Annotated in this window: 11 protein-coding genes; 6 read left to right on the forward strand and 5 right to left on the reverse strand. The window is 71.5% G+C overall.

Features of this window, described 5'->3' with window-relative positions:
• Positions 1-4: 4 nt before the first annotated feature.
• The gene (gene nudC, locus QRN44_RS12555; RefSeq protein WP_121290030.1) at positions 5-943 is read right to left on the reverse strand and encodes an NAD(+) diphosphatase; all 939 of its coding nucleotides are present in this window, start codon (positions 941-943) and stop codon (positions 5-7) included.
• A gap of 63 nt (positions 944-1,006) precedes the next feature.
• Between nudC and QRN44_RS12560 the strand changes: the two genes are divergently transcribed.
• Positions 1,007-2,266: a phosphotransferase gene (locus tag QRN44_RS12560; protein ID WP_285039276.1), complete on the forward strand. Its 1,260-nt coding sequence runs from the start codon at positions 1,007-1,009 to the stop codon at positions 2,264-2,266.
• Here QRN44_RS12560 and QRN44_RS12565 read toward each other — a convergent pair.
• Together QRN44_RS12565 and QRN44_RS12570 are read right to left on the reverse strand one after the other, a co-directional pair.
• Positions 2,176-5,451: an ATP-dependent helicase gene (locus QRN44_RS12565; RefSeq protein ID WP_285039277.1), complete on the reverse strand. Its 3,276-nt coding sequence runs from the start codon at positions 5,449-5,451 to the stop codon at positions 2,176-2,178. The genes QRN44_RS12560 and QRN44_RS12565 overlap by 91 nt on opposite strands.
• Entirely contained in the window at positions 5,448-8,633 is a 3,186-nt protein-coding gene (locus QRN44_RS12570) for a UrvD/REP family ATP-dependent DNA helicase (protein ID WP_285039278.1), read from the reverse strand. The genes QRN44_RS12565 and QRN44_RS12570 overlap by 4 nt, the downstream gene beginning before the upstream one ends.
• A gap of 141 nt (positions 8,634-8,774) precedes the next feature.
• Between QRN44_RS12570 and QRN44_RS12575 the strand changes: the two genes are divergently transcribed.
• Positions 8,775-8,999, forward strand: coding sequence for a DUF3107 domain-containing protein (locus tag QRN44_RS12575; RefSeq protein ID WP_064296179.1), 225 nt, complete (start codon positions 8,775-8,777; stop codon positions 8,997-8,999).
• Positions 9,000-9,001: 2 nt separating this feature from the next.
• The gene (locus QRN44_RS12580) at positions 9,002-9,301 is read left to right on the forward strand and encodes a hypothetical protein (protein WP_285039279.1); all 300 of its coding nucleotides are present in this window, start codon (positions 9,002-9,004) and stop codon (positions 9,299-9,301) included.
• 75 nt (positions 9,302-9,376) lie between these two features.
• On the opposite strand, the gene QRN44_RS12585 is transcribed toward QRN44_RS12580, so the two are convergent.
• The gene (locus QRN44_RS12585) at positions 9,377-10,096 is read right to left on the reverse strand and encodes a ferritin-like fold-containing protein (protein WP_064296177.1); all 720 of its coding nucleotides are present in this window, start codon (positions 10,094-10,096) and stop codon (positions 9,377-9,379) included.
• Positions 10,097-10,232: 136 nt separating this feature from the next.
• Between QRN44_RS12585 and QRN44_RS12590 the strand changes: the two genes are divergently transcribed.
• Complete coding sequence (locus QRN44_RS12590) at positions 10,233-11,792, forward strand: DEAD/DEAH box helicase (RefSeq protein WP_285039280.1); 1,560 nt, start codon at positions 10,233-10,235, stop codon at positions 11,790-11,792.
• A gap of 146 nt (positions 11,793-11,938) precedes the next feature.
• Here the strand turns inward: QRN44_RS12590 and QRN44_RS12595 are convergent, their stop codons facing one another.
• Positions 11,939-12,793: a PHP domain-containing protein gene (locus QRN44_RS12595; protein ID WP_064296175.1), complete on the reverse strand. Its 855-nt coding sequence runs from the start codon at positions 12,791-12,793 to the stop codon at positions 11,939-11,941.
• An 82-nt stretch (positions 12,794-12,875) separates the two neighbouring features.
• Here QRN44_RS12595 and QRN44_RS12600 point away from each other — a divergent pair, with 82 nt between their 5' ends.
• Together QRN44_RS12600 and QRN44_RS12605 are read left to right on the forward strand one after the other, a co-directional pair.
• Positions 12,876-13,913 (forward strand): endonuclease/exonuclease/phosphatase family protein, encoded by a 1,038-nt coding sequence (locus tag QRN44_RS12600; protein WP_285039282.1) that lies wholly within the window; start codon positions 12,876-12,878, stop codon positions 13,911-13,913.
• A 41-nt stretch (positions 13,914-13,954) separates the two neighbouring features.
• Positions 13,955-15,352, forward strand: a complete 1,398-nt coding sequence (locus QRN44_RS12605; RefSeq protein WP_064296173.1) for an aminopeptidase P family protein — start codon at positions 13,955-13,957, stop codon at positions 15,350-15,352.
• Positions 15,353-15,388: the final 36 nt, after the last annotated feature.

The following is a 15,388-nucleotide window of genomic DNA, read 5'->3' on the forward strand; positions in this document are numbered from 1 at the left end:
CGCCTCATCGAGACCAGGATCCGCGGAGCCATTCGTCGATCACGGCTCGTGCGATCGACGACGGTCCGGGGAGGATGACGTCGGCGGCCGGGTCCTCGAGTTCCTCCCGCGTGAACCACCGCAGGTCGAGGATCTCCTGACCGTCCGGGACGAGTGCCTCAGGATCCTGATCCGCCGCGAGCGGGGCGACGAAGCCGAGCATGAGCGAACGAGGGAACGGCCACGGCTGCGAACCGAGGTAGACGGGCGTCCCGAGACGCATGCCCGACTCCTCGAAGATCTCGCGGGCGACGGCCTGCTCGAGGGACTCGCCGGCATCGACGTACCCGGCCAGCAGCGAATACCGGTTGTGCTCCCACATCGCGTTCGACCCGAGCAGGATCCGTCCCTGAGGATCGACGACGGCGACGATGACCGCGGGGTCCATGCGCGGGAAGAGCTCGTTGCCGTCGACCGGGCAGTGCCGCGCCCAGCCGGCGTTGCGGACCGTGGTCGGCGAGCCGCAGTGCGCACAGAACGGCTCAGCACGATGCCAGCCGGCGATGGCGAGCGACGTCGCCAGGATCCCGACATCGCGGTCCGACAGGCGATGTCCGCTCCGACGGAGGTCGAACCAGCGGTCCTCATCCTCGGTGATCGCGTCGGCGTCGGCGTCGGCGAGGACCCAAAGCAGGATGTCCGTGCCCGGTGGCGTCCCCGGGCTGTCCTCGACGGTGCTTCCGAGGTAGACCATGAGCTCCGGCTCGGGCAGATCCGAGGGAACCAGGAGGTCGAGCGCGTCGCCGGTCACGAGTGCGCGCCGACCGCGGAGGACGACGGCTCGGGCGTTCGGGTCGACCCGCAGCCCGTCGAGCACGTCCGGTCGGGAACGGAGCTCGCCGTGACGGTCGAGTCCGCCCCTCGCGAGCGGTAGACCGGCGAGTGCGCGAACCTGAATCGTCATGGACAACCTCTCTGAGGGCGTGGCGAGCGCGGCTCACCGGGACGGCCCCGTACCCTGGATGTCATGGCCAGATCCCATCTCACTCTAGCCGCGTTGGCCACCTCGGCCGTCGCCGACCTCCAGGTCCGCGGGTCCGGCGCGCACACCGCCGGCGGCGAGGGGAACTACGACGCGGCCCGTCTCGTGACGGGCGACGGGCGCGAGCTCATCGTGCGCATCCCGACCTCGCAGCAGGCCGAGACGGAGCAGTCCGCGGACCTCATCGCCCTGCGCGCACTCACGCCCGGTATCCGCAGCAGATTGCCGTTCGACGCCCCGACCGTCGTCGGACAACTGCCCGTCGACGGCACTCGCGCCGTCGTGCTCGACTTCGTGGCCGGCAGTCACCTCGACCCGACCGCGCTCGGCCGCGACGAGGTCCTCTCGGACTCGCTCGGTGCCGCGGTCGCCGCGATCCACTCCCTCCCGACGGCGTTCATCGCGGAAGCGGGCCTTCCGTTGCTGTCCACCGAGCTCATCCGGGCGGACGCGCACCGCATCGTGTCCCGCGCCGCCGAGACACGGCTCCTCCCGACCGCCGTCCGGGAGCGCTGGCAGGCGGCCGTCGAGGACCACTCGCTCTGGCAGTTCCAGCCCACCGTCATCCACGGATCCCTCGCCGCGGACCGCGTGCTCGTCATCCGTCAGGACGGCCATGGCCTCGTCAACGGCGTCATCGAGTGGGGCTCACTGCGGGTCGGCGACCCGGCGCTCGACCTCCACTGGATCGCGACGCTCGGCGCGACCGGCGAGCAGGCCCTGTCCGCCTACGCCGCCTCGTGCTCTCGCGGACCCGACCGGTTCGTCACCCTCCGCGCCCGGCTCTACGCGGAACTCGAGATCGCCCGCTGGCTCCTGCACGGTCGCGACAGCCACGACGAGACCATCGTCGAGGACGCCGTCGCGATGCTCGACGGCCTCGTCGACCGCGTGCTCGGCGACGTGACGGACCCCCTCGGCACCACGACCGGACCCGTCCTGGACGTCGACGAGGTCGAGGACATGCTCGACCGCACACCGATCGGCTCGTCCTCCCCCGGCATCGCGATGCAGACCGACACCTACGACCGCTCAGAGCTCGAGCGCGCCCTCGGCCGCGATCCCGGCGGCTCCACCGACGACGACACCGACGACGGTGAGGCCGACGACGATCCCGACCACGCCGGAACCGCCGCGGACGCGAACGCCACGGATCAGATCGACACCTCGTCGTTCGAGCTCTGGGACTCGGCCGCCTCCCCGAAGGACCGCTCCCACTCCGACAGGAGCTCCTCCTCCGAGTAGAGGCGTTCCGGCCGGAGTTGCACGTCGTGGCTCACGTAGTAGAGCACGGCGTCGATGCGCTCGGGGTCGACCTCCCGGTGGTGCGCGTACGCCAGACGGTAGAGCGCGAGCTGGAACGAGGCGTTCCGTACGTCCTCCGGTGTCGTGGGTACCGCGCCGGTCTTCCAGTCGACGATCTCGAACCGGTCCCCGCGCTCGAACACCGCGTCGAGCTTGCAGACCACCACTCGTCCGGTGTCGCCGAGCGGCACGTGGATCTCGGTCTCGACCTCGATGGGACGGACGTCCGCCCATTCCGAGGCGAGGAACCGTTCGGTGAGCTCCTCGAACCCGATCCCCTCCGACGCCTCCGGCCCCGGGCGTTCGACGTCGAGCTCCTCGGGGAGCGCGTCGACCAGCTCCTGCAATCCGAAGCGTCCGTAGTGCGCCTCGACCCACGAATGGAACCGGGTTCCGAGGCGGGTCTGCCGGTATGGCCGTTGCGGGACGGGGCGACGCAGTCGTTCGAGTGCGGCCTCCGGTTCCGTGACGAACTCCTTGAACTTGGACGCGGGGATGCGCACCGGGAGTTCACCGCGCGCGGTCGTCGTCGCGGCACGGCGTCGTTCCTCGAGGAGCAGCGTCAGCTCGTTCTCGAGGGGGCCGAGGGTCGCCAGCAGCTCGGACTCAGGTCGCCCGCGCCGCTGCTCGACCTCGGCCGCCGCCCGTTCGACGACGCTCCGACGCGCTCCGAGCGGATCGAGTGGCCAGTCGAGGACCGCGGCACCTGAGTCGACCGGGTTCTCCTCGAAGGCGGATGCGGCGGGGAGCGGTGCGATGACGCCCGCCGACGCCAGCTCCAGGAGGTAGGTGCTCGCGGCCCGGGGCCGCTTCCGATCGCCCGACCAGAACGAGCCGGTGAGCAGGAGGTCGTGCTTGGCGCGGGTCACCGCCACATACGCGAGCCGCCGCTCCTCGTCGAGCGCGCGTTCGCCGAGCGCCTCCGAGAAGGCGAGCTGAGCGTCGACGACCTCCTTCCGCGTCTCGGCCGTCCGCCAGGCGAACTCCGGCAGCTCCGCCGCGTCGCCTCGGAAGTCGTACGGCAGCGTCCCGAGACGCACCCAGCCTTTACCGTCCTTCGGTTTGGCGGGCAGCTCGTCGACCACGAGCCGCGGGATCGCGACATGGTCCCATTCGAGGCCCTTCGAACCGTGGATGGTGAGCAGTTGGACCGCACCCTGGTCGGGTGCGTCGCTCGCCGGACCGAGGTCGTCTCGGGCGAGCGAGCGGTCGATCCAGGCCAGCAGGCTGCCGAGCGTCACCTGCTCCTCCGCCTGGATGAACGAGATGACCTCGTCATGGAACGCCTGCAGTCTGGCCGGAGCGCGGGCCGCGGATCCGGTCGACTCGTTCGCGACGACCTCGATGTCGAGTCGCAACTCGCGTTCGACCGCTCTGACGAGATCGGGGAGGCCGCTGCCCGCACGACGCCGTAGGGAGGCGAACACCAGTCCGGCCTCCCGGAGGCGCGAACGCGCCTCGTCGGTGAACCCGGCGGCGAGGCCCGCCGGCACGCGGTCCGCGGCGATGAAGTCGAGCGCGTCGATGATCGACCGCCCGTCATCGTCGGCGACCGACTCGCGGAGCCGGGCGGCCAGTTCGGCGTCGTACCGCTTCGTCTTCCAGTCGATGGCCTGCAGGTACCGGGCCACCTCCACGAGGTGACCGAGGTCGTGGACGCCGATCCGCCAGCGAGGCCCGCTCAAGAGCCTGATGAGCGAGGACCCGGCACCGGGATCGTGGATGACCCGCAGCGCCGCCGTCACGTCGACGATCTCCGGCGAGGAGAGCAGACCCCCGAGACCCAGGATGTGGTGGGGGACGCCGAGCGCAGCGAGGCCGTCGGCGAACTCCTGCATCGGTCGACGTGCCCGGAACAGGATCGCGGCCGAACCGGCCGGGTCTCCCCCGCGTTCGGCGAGCAACCGGTCGGCGCACCATTCGGCGACCATCCGGATCTCCTCGGCACCGGTCTCGGGGAACTCGACGGCGAGGGAGCCCGCCCCGGCGCCGGGCTTCGGCTCGAGGTCGAGGACGCGCAGCTTCCCCGCCGTCTGCGCCTGCTGCTGCAACGGGCGGACGAGGACGTTCGCGGCTTCGAGGACCGTATGGTCGTTGCGCCAACTCGTGGACAGGTTGAACTGGGTGGCGACGACCTCCCGACCGAAGTCGCGGGAGAACCGTGCGAGGTTCGCCGCGCTCGCGCCCCGCCAGCCGTAGATGGACTGATGCGGGTCGCCGACCGCCATGACGGGGTGGTCGGCGAACAGGGTCGACAGCAGTCTGGTCTGCACGACCGAGGTGTCCTGGTACTCGTCGAGCAGGACGACGCCCGCGCGATCGCGCGCGACGGCGGCGACCTTCGGCGAACGTTCGCAGGCGGCGAGCGCGAGGGCGACCTGGTCGGAGAACTCGACGAGTCCCTGCCGGCGCTTCTCGTCGGCGTACCGGTGCGCGAGATCGAGCAGGACCGGCAGGGCACCCACGACTTCGACGGCCTGGTCGATCTGCGCGTACGCCCCGCGACCGCCGTCGGGGAGCTCGCCGATGCCGACAAACCGTTCCACGAAGCCGAGCAGCTCCTCGGTGGTGCCGTCGATCTCGGCGAGCTCGTGACTCAGCGAGAGGACGAGCTCGGCGACCTGGTCGACGGACTTGCCGAGGGTGGCGAGCCGTTCGTCTCCGTGCCGGACCACGACGCGTCGCGCGAGTCGCCAGGCGGACGCCTCGGACAGCAGGACCGACTCGGGCTCACGGCCCACCAGGAGAGCGTTGTCGCGGAACAGGGCGTTCGCATAGGCGTTGTAGGTGGACACTTCGGGACGGTCGAAGAGGGCGTCTGCCGCGGGATCCAGGATCCCGATGTCCTGGAGGGCGGCGATCCGCTTGCCGATCCGTGCCGCCAGCTCACCCGCGGCCTTCCTCGTGAAGGTGAGCCCCAGGATCCCGTCGACGCTCACGTGCCGGTTGGCGAGCAGCCACACGACGCGTGAGGCCATGGTCTCGGTCTTCCCGCTGCCGGCACCGGCGACGACGAGGACCGGGGCCATGGGTGCCTCGATGACCTCGACCTGCTGCGTCGTCGGTTGCGGAAGGCCGAGCAGGCCGGCGAGCATCTCGGCCGAGTAGGTCTCCTCCGTGCTCATGAGCTCACCGCCGGGACGACATGGATGGCGCACTCGCCGAACGCGAACGGGTCATGGCAGTGGGTCCCGACACGGGCCTCGAACACCGCTCCCGCCATGCCGATCGCGTCCGCCAGGACACGCTCGCGGAAGCGCTCGAGGGCCTCGTCGTCGAAGGCCGGCTGGGCCGGGTCGTAGTACTCCTTGCGCTTCGTGCCTGCCGACACGACGATGAGCTTCGCGCCACCGCTCAGCAGCCCCTCCGTACCGGCGATCGCGCCCGACGCCAGCGCGAGCTGGTAGGCCCCGAGCTGCGCCATGTCGGCGACCTCCCGGTCCTGTCTCGGCGCCGAGCCGCCGGTCTTGAGGTCGGCGATCACGACGCGCCGTGTCCCGTCGGTGTCGGGCACGAGCTCGACGCGGTCGATCGAGCCGCCGAGCACGGCCGCGCCGCCCAGCTCACCGATGGGGATGCGGAGGCTGAACCGGCTCTCGTTGCCGATGGAGGTCACGCCCGCCCGCTCCGCGTCGTGGAGGTACGCCGACAGCCGGTGGACGAGTTCCGCCGCACGCCGTTTCGTCGCTGCGCCCTCCCAGTCCGCTTCGAAGTGGAGTTCGTCCCAGCGGTCCTCCACCGCTGCCCAGAGCGCGGCCTCGTCGGAGGACTCCGCGTGCTCGAGCGCGGCGTGCACGATCGTGCCGAGACCGGAGGCGAACCCGGAGGCACCGCCGCCCAGTCGGGCGATCGCCCAGTGCAGCGGGCACTCCTCGAAGGCCTCCATGCGGGACGGGGAGACCGGCAGCTCCTCGACGGCGGGGTCGTGCAGCGGTGCCGTCGAGCTCGGTGCGGCCACGCCGTACCACTCCTCGGTCGGGGCGCCGGGGACTCCCGCTGTCGCGAGGATGGCCAGGGCCGAGGCGGACGCGGCACGCTCGGCAGGGTCCGCGGGGCGGATCCGGCGAGTGAGCGAGCGACGCAGGGTGCCGACGAGGCCGCGGAGCGACAGGGGCGACAGGGATGCCCGGTGCGGATCGGGTTCCGGGAGCAGCGTGAGGAACGGGCTCGCCTGGTGGTCGTCGTCGACCACCGCGACCACCATGAGCGACCGGTGCGCACGGGAGGTCGCCTGGGCGAAGAGTCGGAGCTCGTCGTGGAGGACCGCGCGTCGTGCGTCCGCCGTCGCCGTGGCCGTACCCTCCAGCAGCTCCACGAGCTCCGAGGCGCCGAGCAGTGAGTCGCGGACCCGCAGGTTGGGCCACACGCCGTCCTGCATGCCGGCGACGACGACCGTGTCGAACGCGGTACCGACCAGGGCGGCGGGCGTCGCGATCGTGACCGCCTCCCGGAGGCCGGTCGGCGCGAGGGAGTCGTCGCCGACCGTCTGTTCGAGCAGGCGGTCGAGGAAGACGGAGGCCGGGGTGTCGGGCTCCGCCTCGACGAAGGTGCGTGCCGCATCGGCCAGCTGGGTGATCGCGTCGAGGTCGCGGTTCGCCTCCTCGGCGGCCTGACCGCTGCCCTTCGACAGCGAGACCCAGGAGCGCTCGAGTCTGCTCCGCGACCAGAGGCCGTAGACGAGTTCCTCGGCGGACGCGCCCGCCGCGGCCTGCGCGCTCGCCTCGGCGAGGCTGTCGGCGAGTGAGCGGGCGCGGGCGGCGGAGGGCGTCTCGAGTCCGATGAGTGCACCGGGGACGGCGAACGCCTCCTCCAGCAGGCGGTCCGCGCTGCGGTCGAGGCCCTCAGCGAGATCGGCGTGGCGGAGCGCGGCCCGGAGTCGCCTGACCCCGATCGAGTCCAGTCCGCCGAGCGCGCTGTGGAGGAGTTCGGTCACGACCTCGGCGTCGAGCGGCGTCCGCCCGAGCGCCACCGACATGGCGAGGAGGACCGACCTGACGAACGGGTGGTCGCGCAGCGGTGCTCCGCCGGTGCTCGCCCGGGTGGGCACCTCGAGGGAGGACAAACCCCGTTCGATCGCCGGGATCAGCCCGCCGCTGCGGACGACCACCGCCATGTCGGCCCACGCGACACCGTCGAGGACGTGGCGCTCGCGGAGGAAGCGTGCGACGACCGCGATCTGCTCGGCCGGGGAACCGGCCGCCACGGTGACGACGGAGTGTTCGGGCGTCTCCGCGTCATCGACCGGTGGCGCGGCCGTGCGATGGAGTCCGGCGCCGGCCGTGCCGATGCGCTCGGCGACGCCGCGGACCGTCGCCCGGATGTCCGGTGTCCCGCGGTGGACCTGCCCGAGGACGAGCGTGTCCACCGGGCGGCCGAGCACCTCGGCGAACCGCCCGAGGGCGTCGGCACGGGCACCGTGGAAGGCACCCGTCGTGAGGTCGGGGTCGCCGAACGCGACGATCGCGACCCCGTGTCGGGCGAGCGCGGCGAACAGCTGCAGGACGCCGTGGGTCGCCTCCTGGGCGTCGTCCACGAAGACCACCCGCAGGCTGCCGAGCACGCCCGTCCCCGGTTCCTGTCCGTCGAGGAGCCGGACGGCGCGGGCGAGGGCCGCCGCGGGCGTGAGGTGTCCGCGCCAGTCGTCGGCGAGGAACCCCTCGATGAAGCCCGCGGACGCGACCCACTCCGGACGCCCGTGCTCGGTACCGAGCCGACGTAGCTCGGCTGGCGCGACGTCGTGTTCGACGCTGCGTTCCATGAGGTTCCGGAGCTCGGTGCGGAATCCCTGCAGGCGACTGACCTCGGGACCGAGCTCCGCTGGCCACAGCGGACCGGTCGCGTCCTGTTCGTCGCCGAGGAGTCGCTCGGCGATGGTCTGGTCCTGCTCGCCGCCCGTCAGCAACCGCGGTCGTCCTGAACCGGCGAACGCCCCGGAGCCCGCGATGACCTCGAGGGCGAGGGAGATGGCGGTGCGCGCCAGGGATCCGGGTGTGGCGCGCGCCACCCGGGCCTCGAGGCGGTCGCGGAGGACCTGCGCCGACGACCGGGAGGAGGCGACGACGAGCACCTCGTCCGTGCGCAGCCCGCGCGAGTGCACGCGTTCCGCGACCGCTTCGATGAGCGTGGTGGTCTTGCCCGTGCCGGGAGCCCCGAGCACGACGGCGGACCGGTCGTCCGCGAGCCGCAGCACGGCCTCCTGCGAGTCGTCGAGCCGGACGCCCGTGCCGACAGCCGGGTCGCCGACGGGAGCGCGGTCCGCGTCACGGACCGTACCCGTCGGATCGTCGGAGGCGTCGGGAACCGTCATGGTCCGCACGTTACCGGAGCCTCCCGACATCGCCGCGACGGCCGACCGGCGTTCCGTTGTTCGCTGACAGCAGCCGACCCGCGCCGGTCGGAGGACCACGACTCCCGTAGTCTTGCCGTACGCAACCGAAAGGCACTCAAGGTGGAAATTCGCATCGGAATCCTCAACAGCCCTCGCGAGATCGGCTTCGAGACCTCGCAGCCGGCGTCGGAGATCGAGCAGGCGGTCAAGACCGCGCTCGAGACGGACGCCAAGCTGCTCGCACTCAAGGACGACAAGGGCACCAGCTACCTCATCCCGACCGCGGGCATCGGCTACGTCGAGCTCGGAACCGAGGAGTCCCGCCGCATCGGATTCGTCGGCTGACCATGGAACTCCTCTTCGTCGTGCTCGGCGGTGCCATCCTCGGTCTCGCCGTCCGCTACCTCCTGCCCGGCCGCGACCAGCACGGGGCCGCGCTCATCCCGGCGGTCGCGACGCTCGTCGCCGCCGTGGTCTGGGTCGCGGCGACGTGGGCCGGCATGGCGTGGGACGGCGGCTGGATCTGGGTGCTCGCCTTCGGCGCGTCCGTCGTCGTGAGTGCGGTGGTCGACCTCGTGCTCGTCCGCGTCCGCACCTCGTCGGACGAGGCGATGCTGACCCGCTTGCAGCAGGGCGTCGCCGCCTGACCCGAAGCGCTCGATCGATCGACGCCGTCGCTCCAGCCGGAGCGGCGGCGTCGTCGTGTCGGAGGGAACGACCGGTCAGGCCGTGAGCCCGAGCGCGTCCATCCGTCTGGTGTGGTTCGCGATGAGCTCCGTGTAGACCGGTTCGACCCGGGCGTCGTCCGGCAGCGCCTTGCTCTCGGTCACGAGGGCCGACCTGGCGACGAGCATGGTGTCGCCGAGCAACCGGCGGCCCCACATCGCGAGCGTCGAAGCGCGCTCCGGGTGCGATGCGATCACCCGGTGCAGGATCCCGACGAGCGGGTCCTCCTCGGGACCGGGGGCGACGATCGCAGCCAGATCCCGGGCGTCCGCTCCGTCCAGACCGCGTGCGAGCTGCGCGAAGAACTCGTCGAGGAAGCCCCGCGCCACGAGGACGCCCAGCAGGAGTTCGTCCCAGGTACCGGTTCGCAGGATCGCCTGGAACTCGTCCCGCGTGCGTGCGTAGGGTTCGAGCACGGCGACGGGGTCGTCGCTCGTCCTCCGGAGCCACGCGAGCAGCGCCTGGTGCTTGCGCAGCGCCGTGGCGGCGGCCTCTGCGAGCGTCTCCCGATCGGCGTCGTTCGGAGCGTGCTCGACGGCGAACGACAGCGTCATGAAGAACCCGAGCTGCAGCTGCGCCACCTGACCGAGGTAGTCCGCGGTGCTGGGCGCGAGCTCGTGGAGGTCGACGCGGGTCGCCTGGACGGCGTCCTCCCGCGAGCGCAGACGAGGCGTCTGCGTGCCGGGACGCCGACGTCGTGCAAACCAACGAGCCATGCGACCACCCTATCCGCAGCGCGCCGATCGCCGTGTTCCGCGCGCCCAGCGGCCTCTCGGGACCTCCCGGGTAGAATAGCCGTGCCCCGGCGTCGGATCGGGGCCCTACACCTGTGTGCAATCGAAGGTGTAGACCATGACTGCACTGACAGGTATCTCCGTGACTTTCTCTGATCTCGGTGTCGACCAGGACATCGTCGACGCCCTCACGTCCAAGGGCATCATCGAACCGTTCCCCATCCAGGAGCAGACGATCCCCCTCGGGCTCGCCGGCCAGGACATCATCGGCCAGGCCAAGACGGGCACGGGCAAGACCTTCGGGTTCGGCATCCCGATCGTCCAGCGCCTCGGCCTCGACCCGGCTCCCGGCGTCAAGACCCTCGTCGTCGTCCCGACCCGTGAGCTCGCCGTCCAGGTGTCCGAGGACATCGAGATCCTCATCTCGAACCGGTCCACGACGCTCGTCTCCATCTACGGTGGCAAGGCCTACGAGGGGCAGATCGAGCAGCTGAAGGCCGGCGCCCAGATCGTCGTCGGCACGCCCGGCCGTCTCATCGACCTCAACAACCAGCGTCTCCTCGACCTCTCGGGCATCACCGAGATGGTGCTCGACGAGGCCGACAAGATGCTCGACCTCGGCTTCCTCGCCGACATCGAGAAGCTCTTCTCCAAGACCCCCGCCGCGCGTCACACGATGCTGTTCTCGGCGACCATGCCCGGTCCGATCGTGGCCCTGGCCCGCCGCTTCATGAGCAAGCCGATCCACATCCGGGCGAGCGACCCCGACGAGGGGCTCACGCAGGCCAACATCAAGCACCTCATCTACCGCGCGCACTCGCTCGACAAGGACGAGGTGATCTCGCGCATCCTGCAGGCCGAAGGACGCGGCAAGACCGTGATCTTCACGCGGACCAAGCGAGCCGCCGCGAAGCTCGTCGAGGAGCTGACCGACCGCGGGTTCAACGCCGCGGCGGTGCACGGCGACCTCAACCAGGAGCAGCGCGAGCGGGCGATGGCGTCGTTCAAGGCCGGCAAACGCGACGTCCTGATCGCCACCGACGTCGCCGCCCGTGGCATCGACGTCGACGACGTCACCCACGTCATCAACCACACGATCCCCGAGGACGAGAAGACGTACCTCCACCGCGTCGGCCGTACCGGTCGTGCCGGGAAGACGGGTATCGCCGTCACGTTCGTCGACTGGGACGACCTCCACAAGTGGGCGCTCATCAACCGCGCCCTCGAGTTCGGCCAGCCGGAGCCGACGGAGACCTACTCCTCGAGCCCGCACCTCTTCACCGACCTCGGGATCGCCGAAGGCACGAAGGGCCGTCTGAAGCCCGCCAAGGCCGTCGAGCCCGCTCCGCGACGCGAGGGTTCGCGGAGCGCAGGCGGACGCGACGGTTCCCGGACCGGCGGCGGACGCGACGGTTCGCGGACCGGCGGCGGTCGCGGTGGTGAGCGCGGCGGACGCGGAGGCGACCGCACCCAGCCGACCAGCACGCGGCTCGAGTCCCAGCCGAGCACCCGCGCCCACTCGCGGACGCACGACGCCGCCTCGACCGACACCGCCGACCGCAGCGCGCCTGCGGCAGGCACACACGACGGCCACGGTCCGGAGCACCGCGACGGCAACAGCGCTCCCCGCCGTCGGAGCCGGACGCGCCGCACCGCACCCCCGGCACCGACGGCGTAGATCCACCACGCAGAACGCCCGCACCCTTCCGGATGCGGGCGTTCCGCATGTCGCGAGCGCCGCGCTCGGAGCCGGACGCCCCGTGGGCACTTCGGCAGGCTCAGTGACCGGAAGAGGTCCGACGGGAGCTCCCGGCGCGCCGCGGGTCAGTCGGGCAGGACGGGCGCCGAGCCGGTGGCCTCGCCCACGATGCGCCGGACCACGTCGATGTCCGTGGTGTTCTCGCCGAGGCGGTTCGGCTTACCGGTGCCGTGATAGTCGCTCGAGCCGGTAGCGACGAGGCCCAGCTCGGAGGCGATCCGGCGCACGACGACCTTGCCCTCCTCGGTGTTCTCGCGGTGCTCGATCTCGAGCCCGAACAGACCCGCATCGGCGAGCTCGCGGAAATACGGCTCCGGCAGCATCCGGTCGCGACCGGCCGGGACCGGGTGGGCGATCACCGGGACACCACCGGCGGCGCGGACGAGCTTGACCGCCGTGAGCGGGTCGGGCGCGTAGTGCGGCGCGTAGTACCCGGTGCGCGGATGCAGGATGCCGTCGAATGCTTCACCACGGTCGGCCACGATCCCGAGGGCGACGAGGGCGTCGGCGATGTGGGGCCGTCCGACGGTCGCGCCTTCGCGGGTCTGCGCGAGGACGTCAGACCAGGACAGCGGGTAGTCGTCACCGATGCGTGCCACGATGCCTTCGGCCCGCCGGAGCCGGGACTCCCGGATCTTCGCGGTCTCCTGGAGCAGGTCGCCGTTCAGCGGATCGATGAGGTACGCGAGCAGGTGCACGCTCCGCCACTCGTAGCGGGTGCTCAGTTCCATTCCGGGGAGCAGGGTGATGCCCTGGCGACGCGACTCGACGGCCGCCTCGGCCCAACCGGCGGTGGAGTCGTGGTCGGTGAGGGCGATCGTGCCGAGCCCTGCGGCGCCGGCAGCGCGCATCAGCTGCGTCGGCGTCTCCGTGCCGTCCGAGACGCTCGAGTGCGTGTGCAGATCGGCGGGGCCGTGCATGTCTCGAGCGCTCACCACGCTTCCACCCTAGTCGCAGGTCCCGCCCCGAGGACTCCCAGACCGCTCGCCTACGCTGACGCGGGTGCTGAAGACCGTCGGTGGCGTCATCGCGGCCGTGCTCGCGATCGCGACCACGGCCCTGCTGGTCGTGGCCGTCCTCCCCGGCCTGTTCGGTCTCGAACAGGCCCAGGTCGTCGTCCAACTGAGCGCGTTCCGCCTCGTCGTGGCGATCGCCGCCGCCGGCGGCGCCCTCCTCTGCCTCGTGACGACGATCCTGGTCCGGGGATCCCGCCGCGTGCTCCCCGCCATCCTGGCGGTCGTCCTCGCCGCGGTCTCGGTCACCGGCGCCGTCGTCACCGCCAACCGCGGGGTCGACGACCAGATGGTCGCCGGAGAGGCGACCGATCTCGCGGATCAGGTCACGGTCCTCGCCTGGAACACCCTCGGCGACGCCGTCGACCCCGGGACGATCGCGGCGATCGCGGTGCGTGAGGGCGCCGACGTCGTCGCCCTCCCGGAGACCTCGTCCGACACCGCGGCGGTCGTCGCCGCCACGATGACCGCCGCCGGACGGCCGATGGTGGCGCATTCGACCGCCGCCGACGCAGGAGGGACGAGCCTCCTCATCAGCACCGGACTCGGCGAGTACGCGGTCCGCGTACCGACGGCGACCGGGCCGACCGCCATCGAACGCTCGGAGACCCTCATCGCCGATCCGGTCCTCGGTCGCGGACCGACCCTCGTCGCCGTCCACACCACGGCCCCACTGCCGAGTCGGCTCGACGATTGGCGCTCGGAACTCGCCGATCTCGCCAGCCGCTGCACCGACGACGCGGACATGATCATGGCCGGTGACTTCAACGCGACGCTCGACCACCTCGCCGGATTGCGCGGCGTCGGCGACCTGGGCGCATGCCACGACGCCGCCGCAGCCGACGCGGCAGCCGGGCTCGGTACCTGGCCGACCGAGCTCCCGGCGGTCCTCGGCGCGCCGATCGACCACGTCATGGCGTCACCGGGATGGGTCACCGTGTCGGCTCGCGTGCTCACCGACGTCGACGGCACCGGCAGCGATCACCGGCCCGTGGTCGCGACGCTGCTCCCCCGCACGGCGGGCTGAGCGACGGGCACCTGTCGCCACCGCAGTGCGACAATGGAGGCATGGCGACTTCCGCAGACACATCCAGTTCGAACACCGTCCAGACCGAGGCGACCTCCAACCGGGCGGCCGCCTGGTCCGAGGGCTTCCGTGCCTTCATCGGCACCGGGTGGGCGGACCGCCCCGAGGTCCTGCCGGAGCCGCGGGAGACCGCCGGCCTGGCAGCGGCTCGTCGTGAACGCCTGTCCGCTCAGTTTCCCGGTCAGCGTCTCGTCCTCCCCGCGGGCGGGATGAAGCAGCGGTCGAACGACACCGACTACCTGTACCGGGCGCACTCCGCCTTCTCGTACTACACCGGCTGGGCGGCCGACACCGAACCCGACAGCGTCCTCGTGCTCGATCCCGAGGGGTCCGGCCACACCGCGACCCTGTACTTCCGAGAGCGAGCGGGCCGCGACACCGACGAGTTCTACACGAACGCCGCGATCGGCGAGTTCTGGATCGGTGCACGTCCGTCGCTCGCCCAGGTGGCGGCTGACCTCGCGGTCACGACCGCCGACCTCTCGGCGTTCACGGCCGACGCCGCCGATCTCACGGTCGACGTCGACGACGAGCTGACGCGCGCCGTGTCGGAGATGCGCCTCGTGAAGGACGCCTACGAGATCGCGCAGATGCGTCTCGCCGTCGACGCGACCGCGCGCGGCTTCGACGACGTCATCGCCGAACTCCCGAAGATCCTCGCTCACGAGCGCGGCGAGCGCATCGTCGAGGGCGTCTTCGCCGGGCGGGCTCGCGCCGATGGGAACGGCGTCGGGTACGAGACCATCGCCGCCGCCGGACCGCACGCCTGCATCCTCCACTGGACACGCAACGACGGACGGGTCGTCCCGGGCGACCTCATCCTCATCGACGCCGGCGTCGAGCTCGACAGCTACTACACCGCCGACATCACCCGCACGCTCCCGGTGTCCGGCACGTTCACCGAGGTCCAGCGCAGGGTCTATGAGGCCGTCCGCGAGGCGGCCGACGAGGCCTTCGCCATCGTCCGCCCCGGCATCCGGTTCCGAGAGGTGCACGCGGCCGCGATGGCGGTCATCGCGCGCAAGACCGCCGAGTGGGGGCTGCTCCCCGTCACCGCCGAGGAAGCGCTCCTGAAGGAGAACGAGCAGCACCGGCGGTACATGGTGCACGGGACGAGCCACCATCTCGGCACCGACGTGCACGACTGCGCCCAGGCCCGCCGCGAGATGTACGCCGACGCCGTGATCGAGCCAGGCATGGTCTTCACCATCGAGCCCGGCCTCTACTTCCAGGTCGACGACCTCACGGTCCCCGAGGAGTATCGCGGCATCGGCGTCCGGATCGAGGACGACATCCTCGTCACCGAGGACGGCGCGGAGAACCTGTCCGCCGGCATCCCGCGCACCGCGGACGAGGTCGAGGCCTGGCTCGCGCGCTGAGCCCGTCCGTCGGGCGACGGCTCGGAGCCTGACGCG

This window comes from Plantibacter sp. lyk4-40-MEA-4, from assembly GCF_030209415.1.
GTDB lineage: Bacteria > Actinomycetota > Actinomycetes > Actinomycetales > Microbacteriaceae > Plantibacter > Plantibacter flavus_A.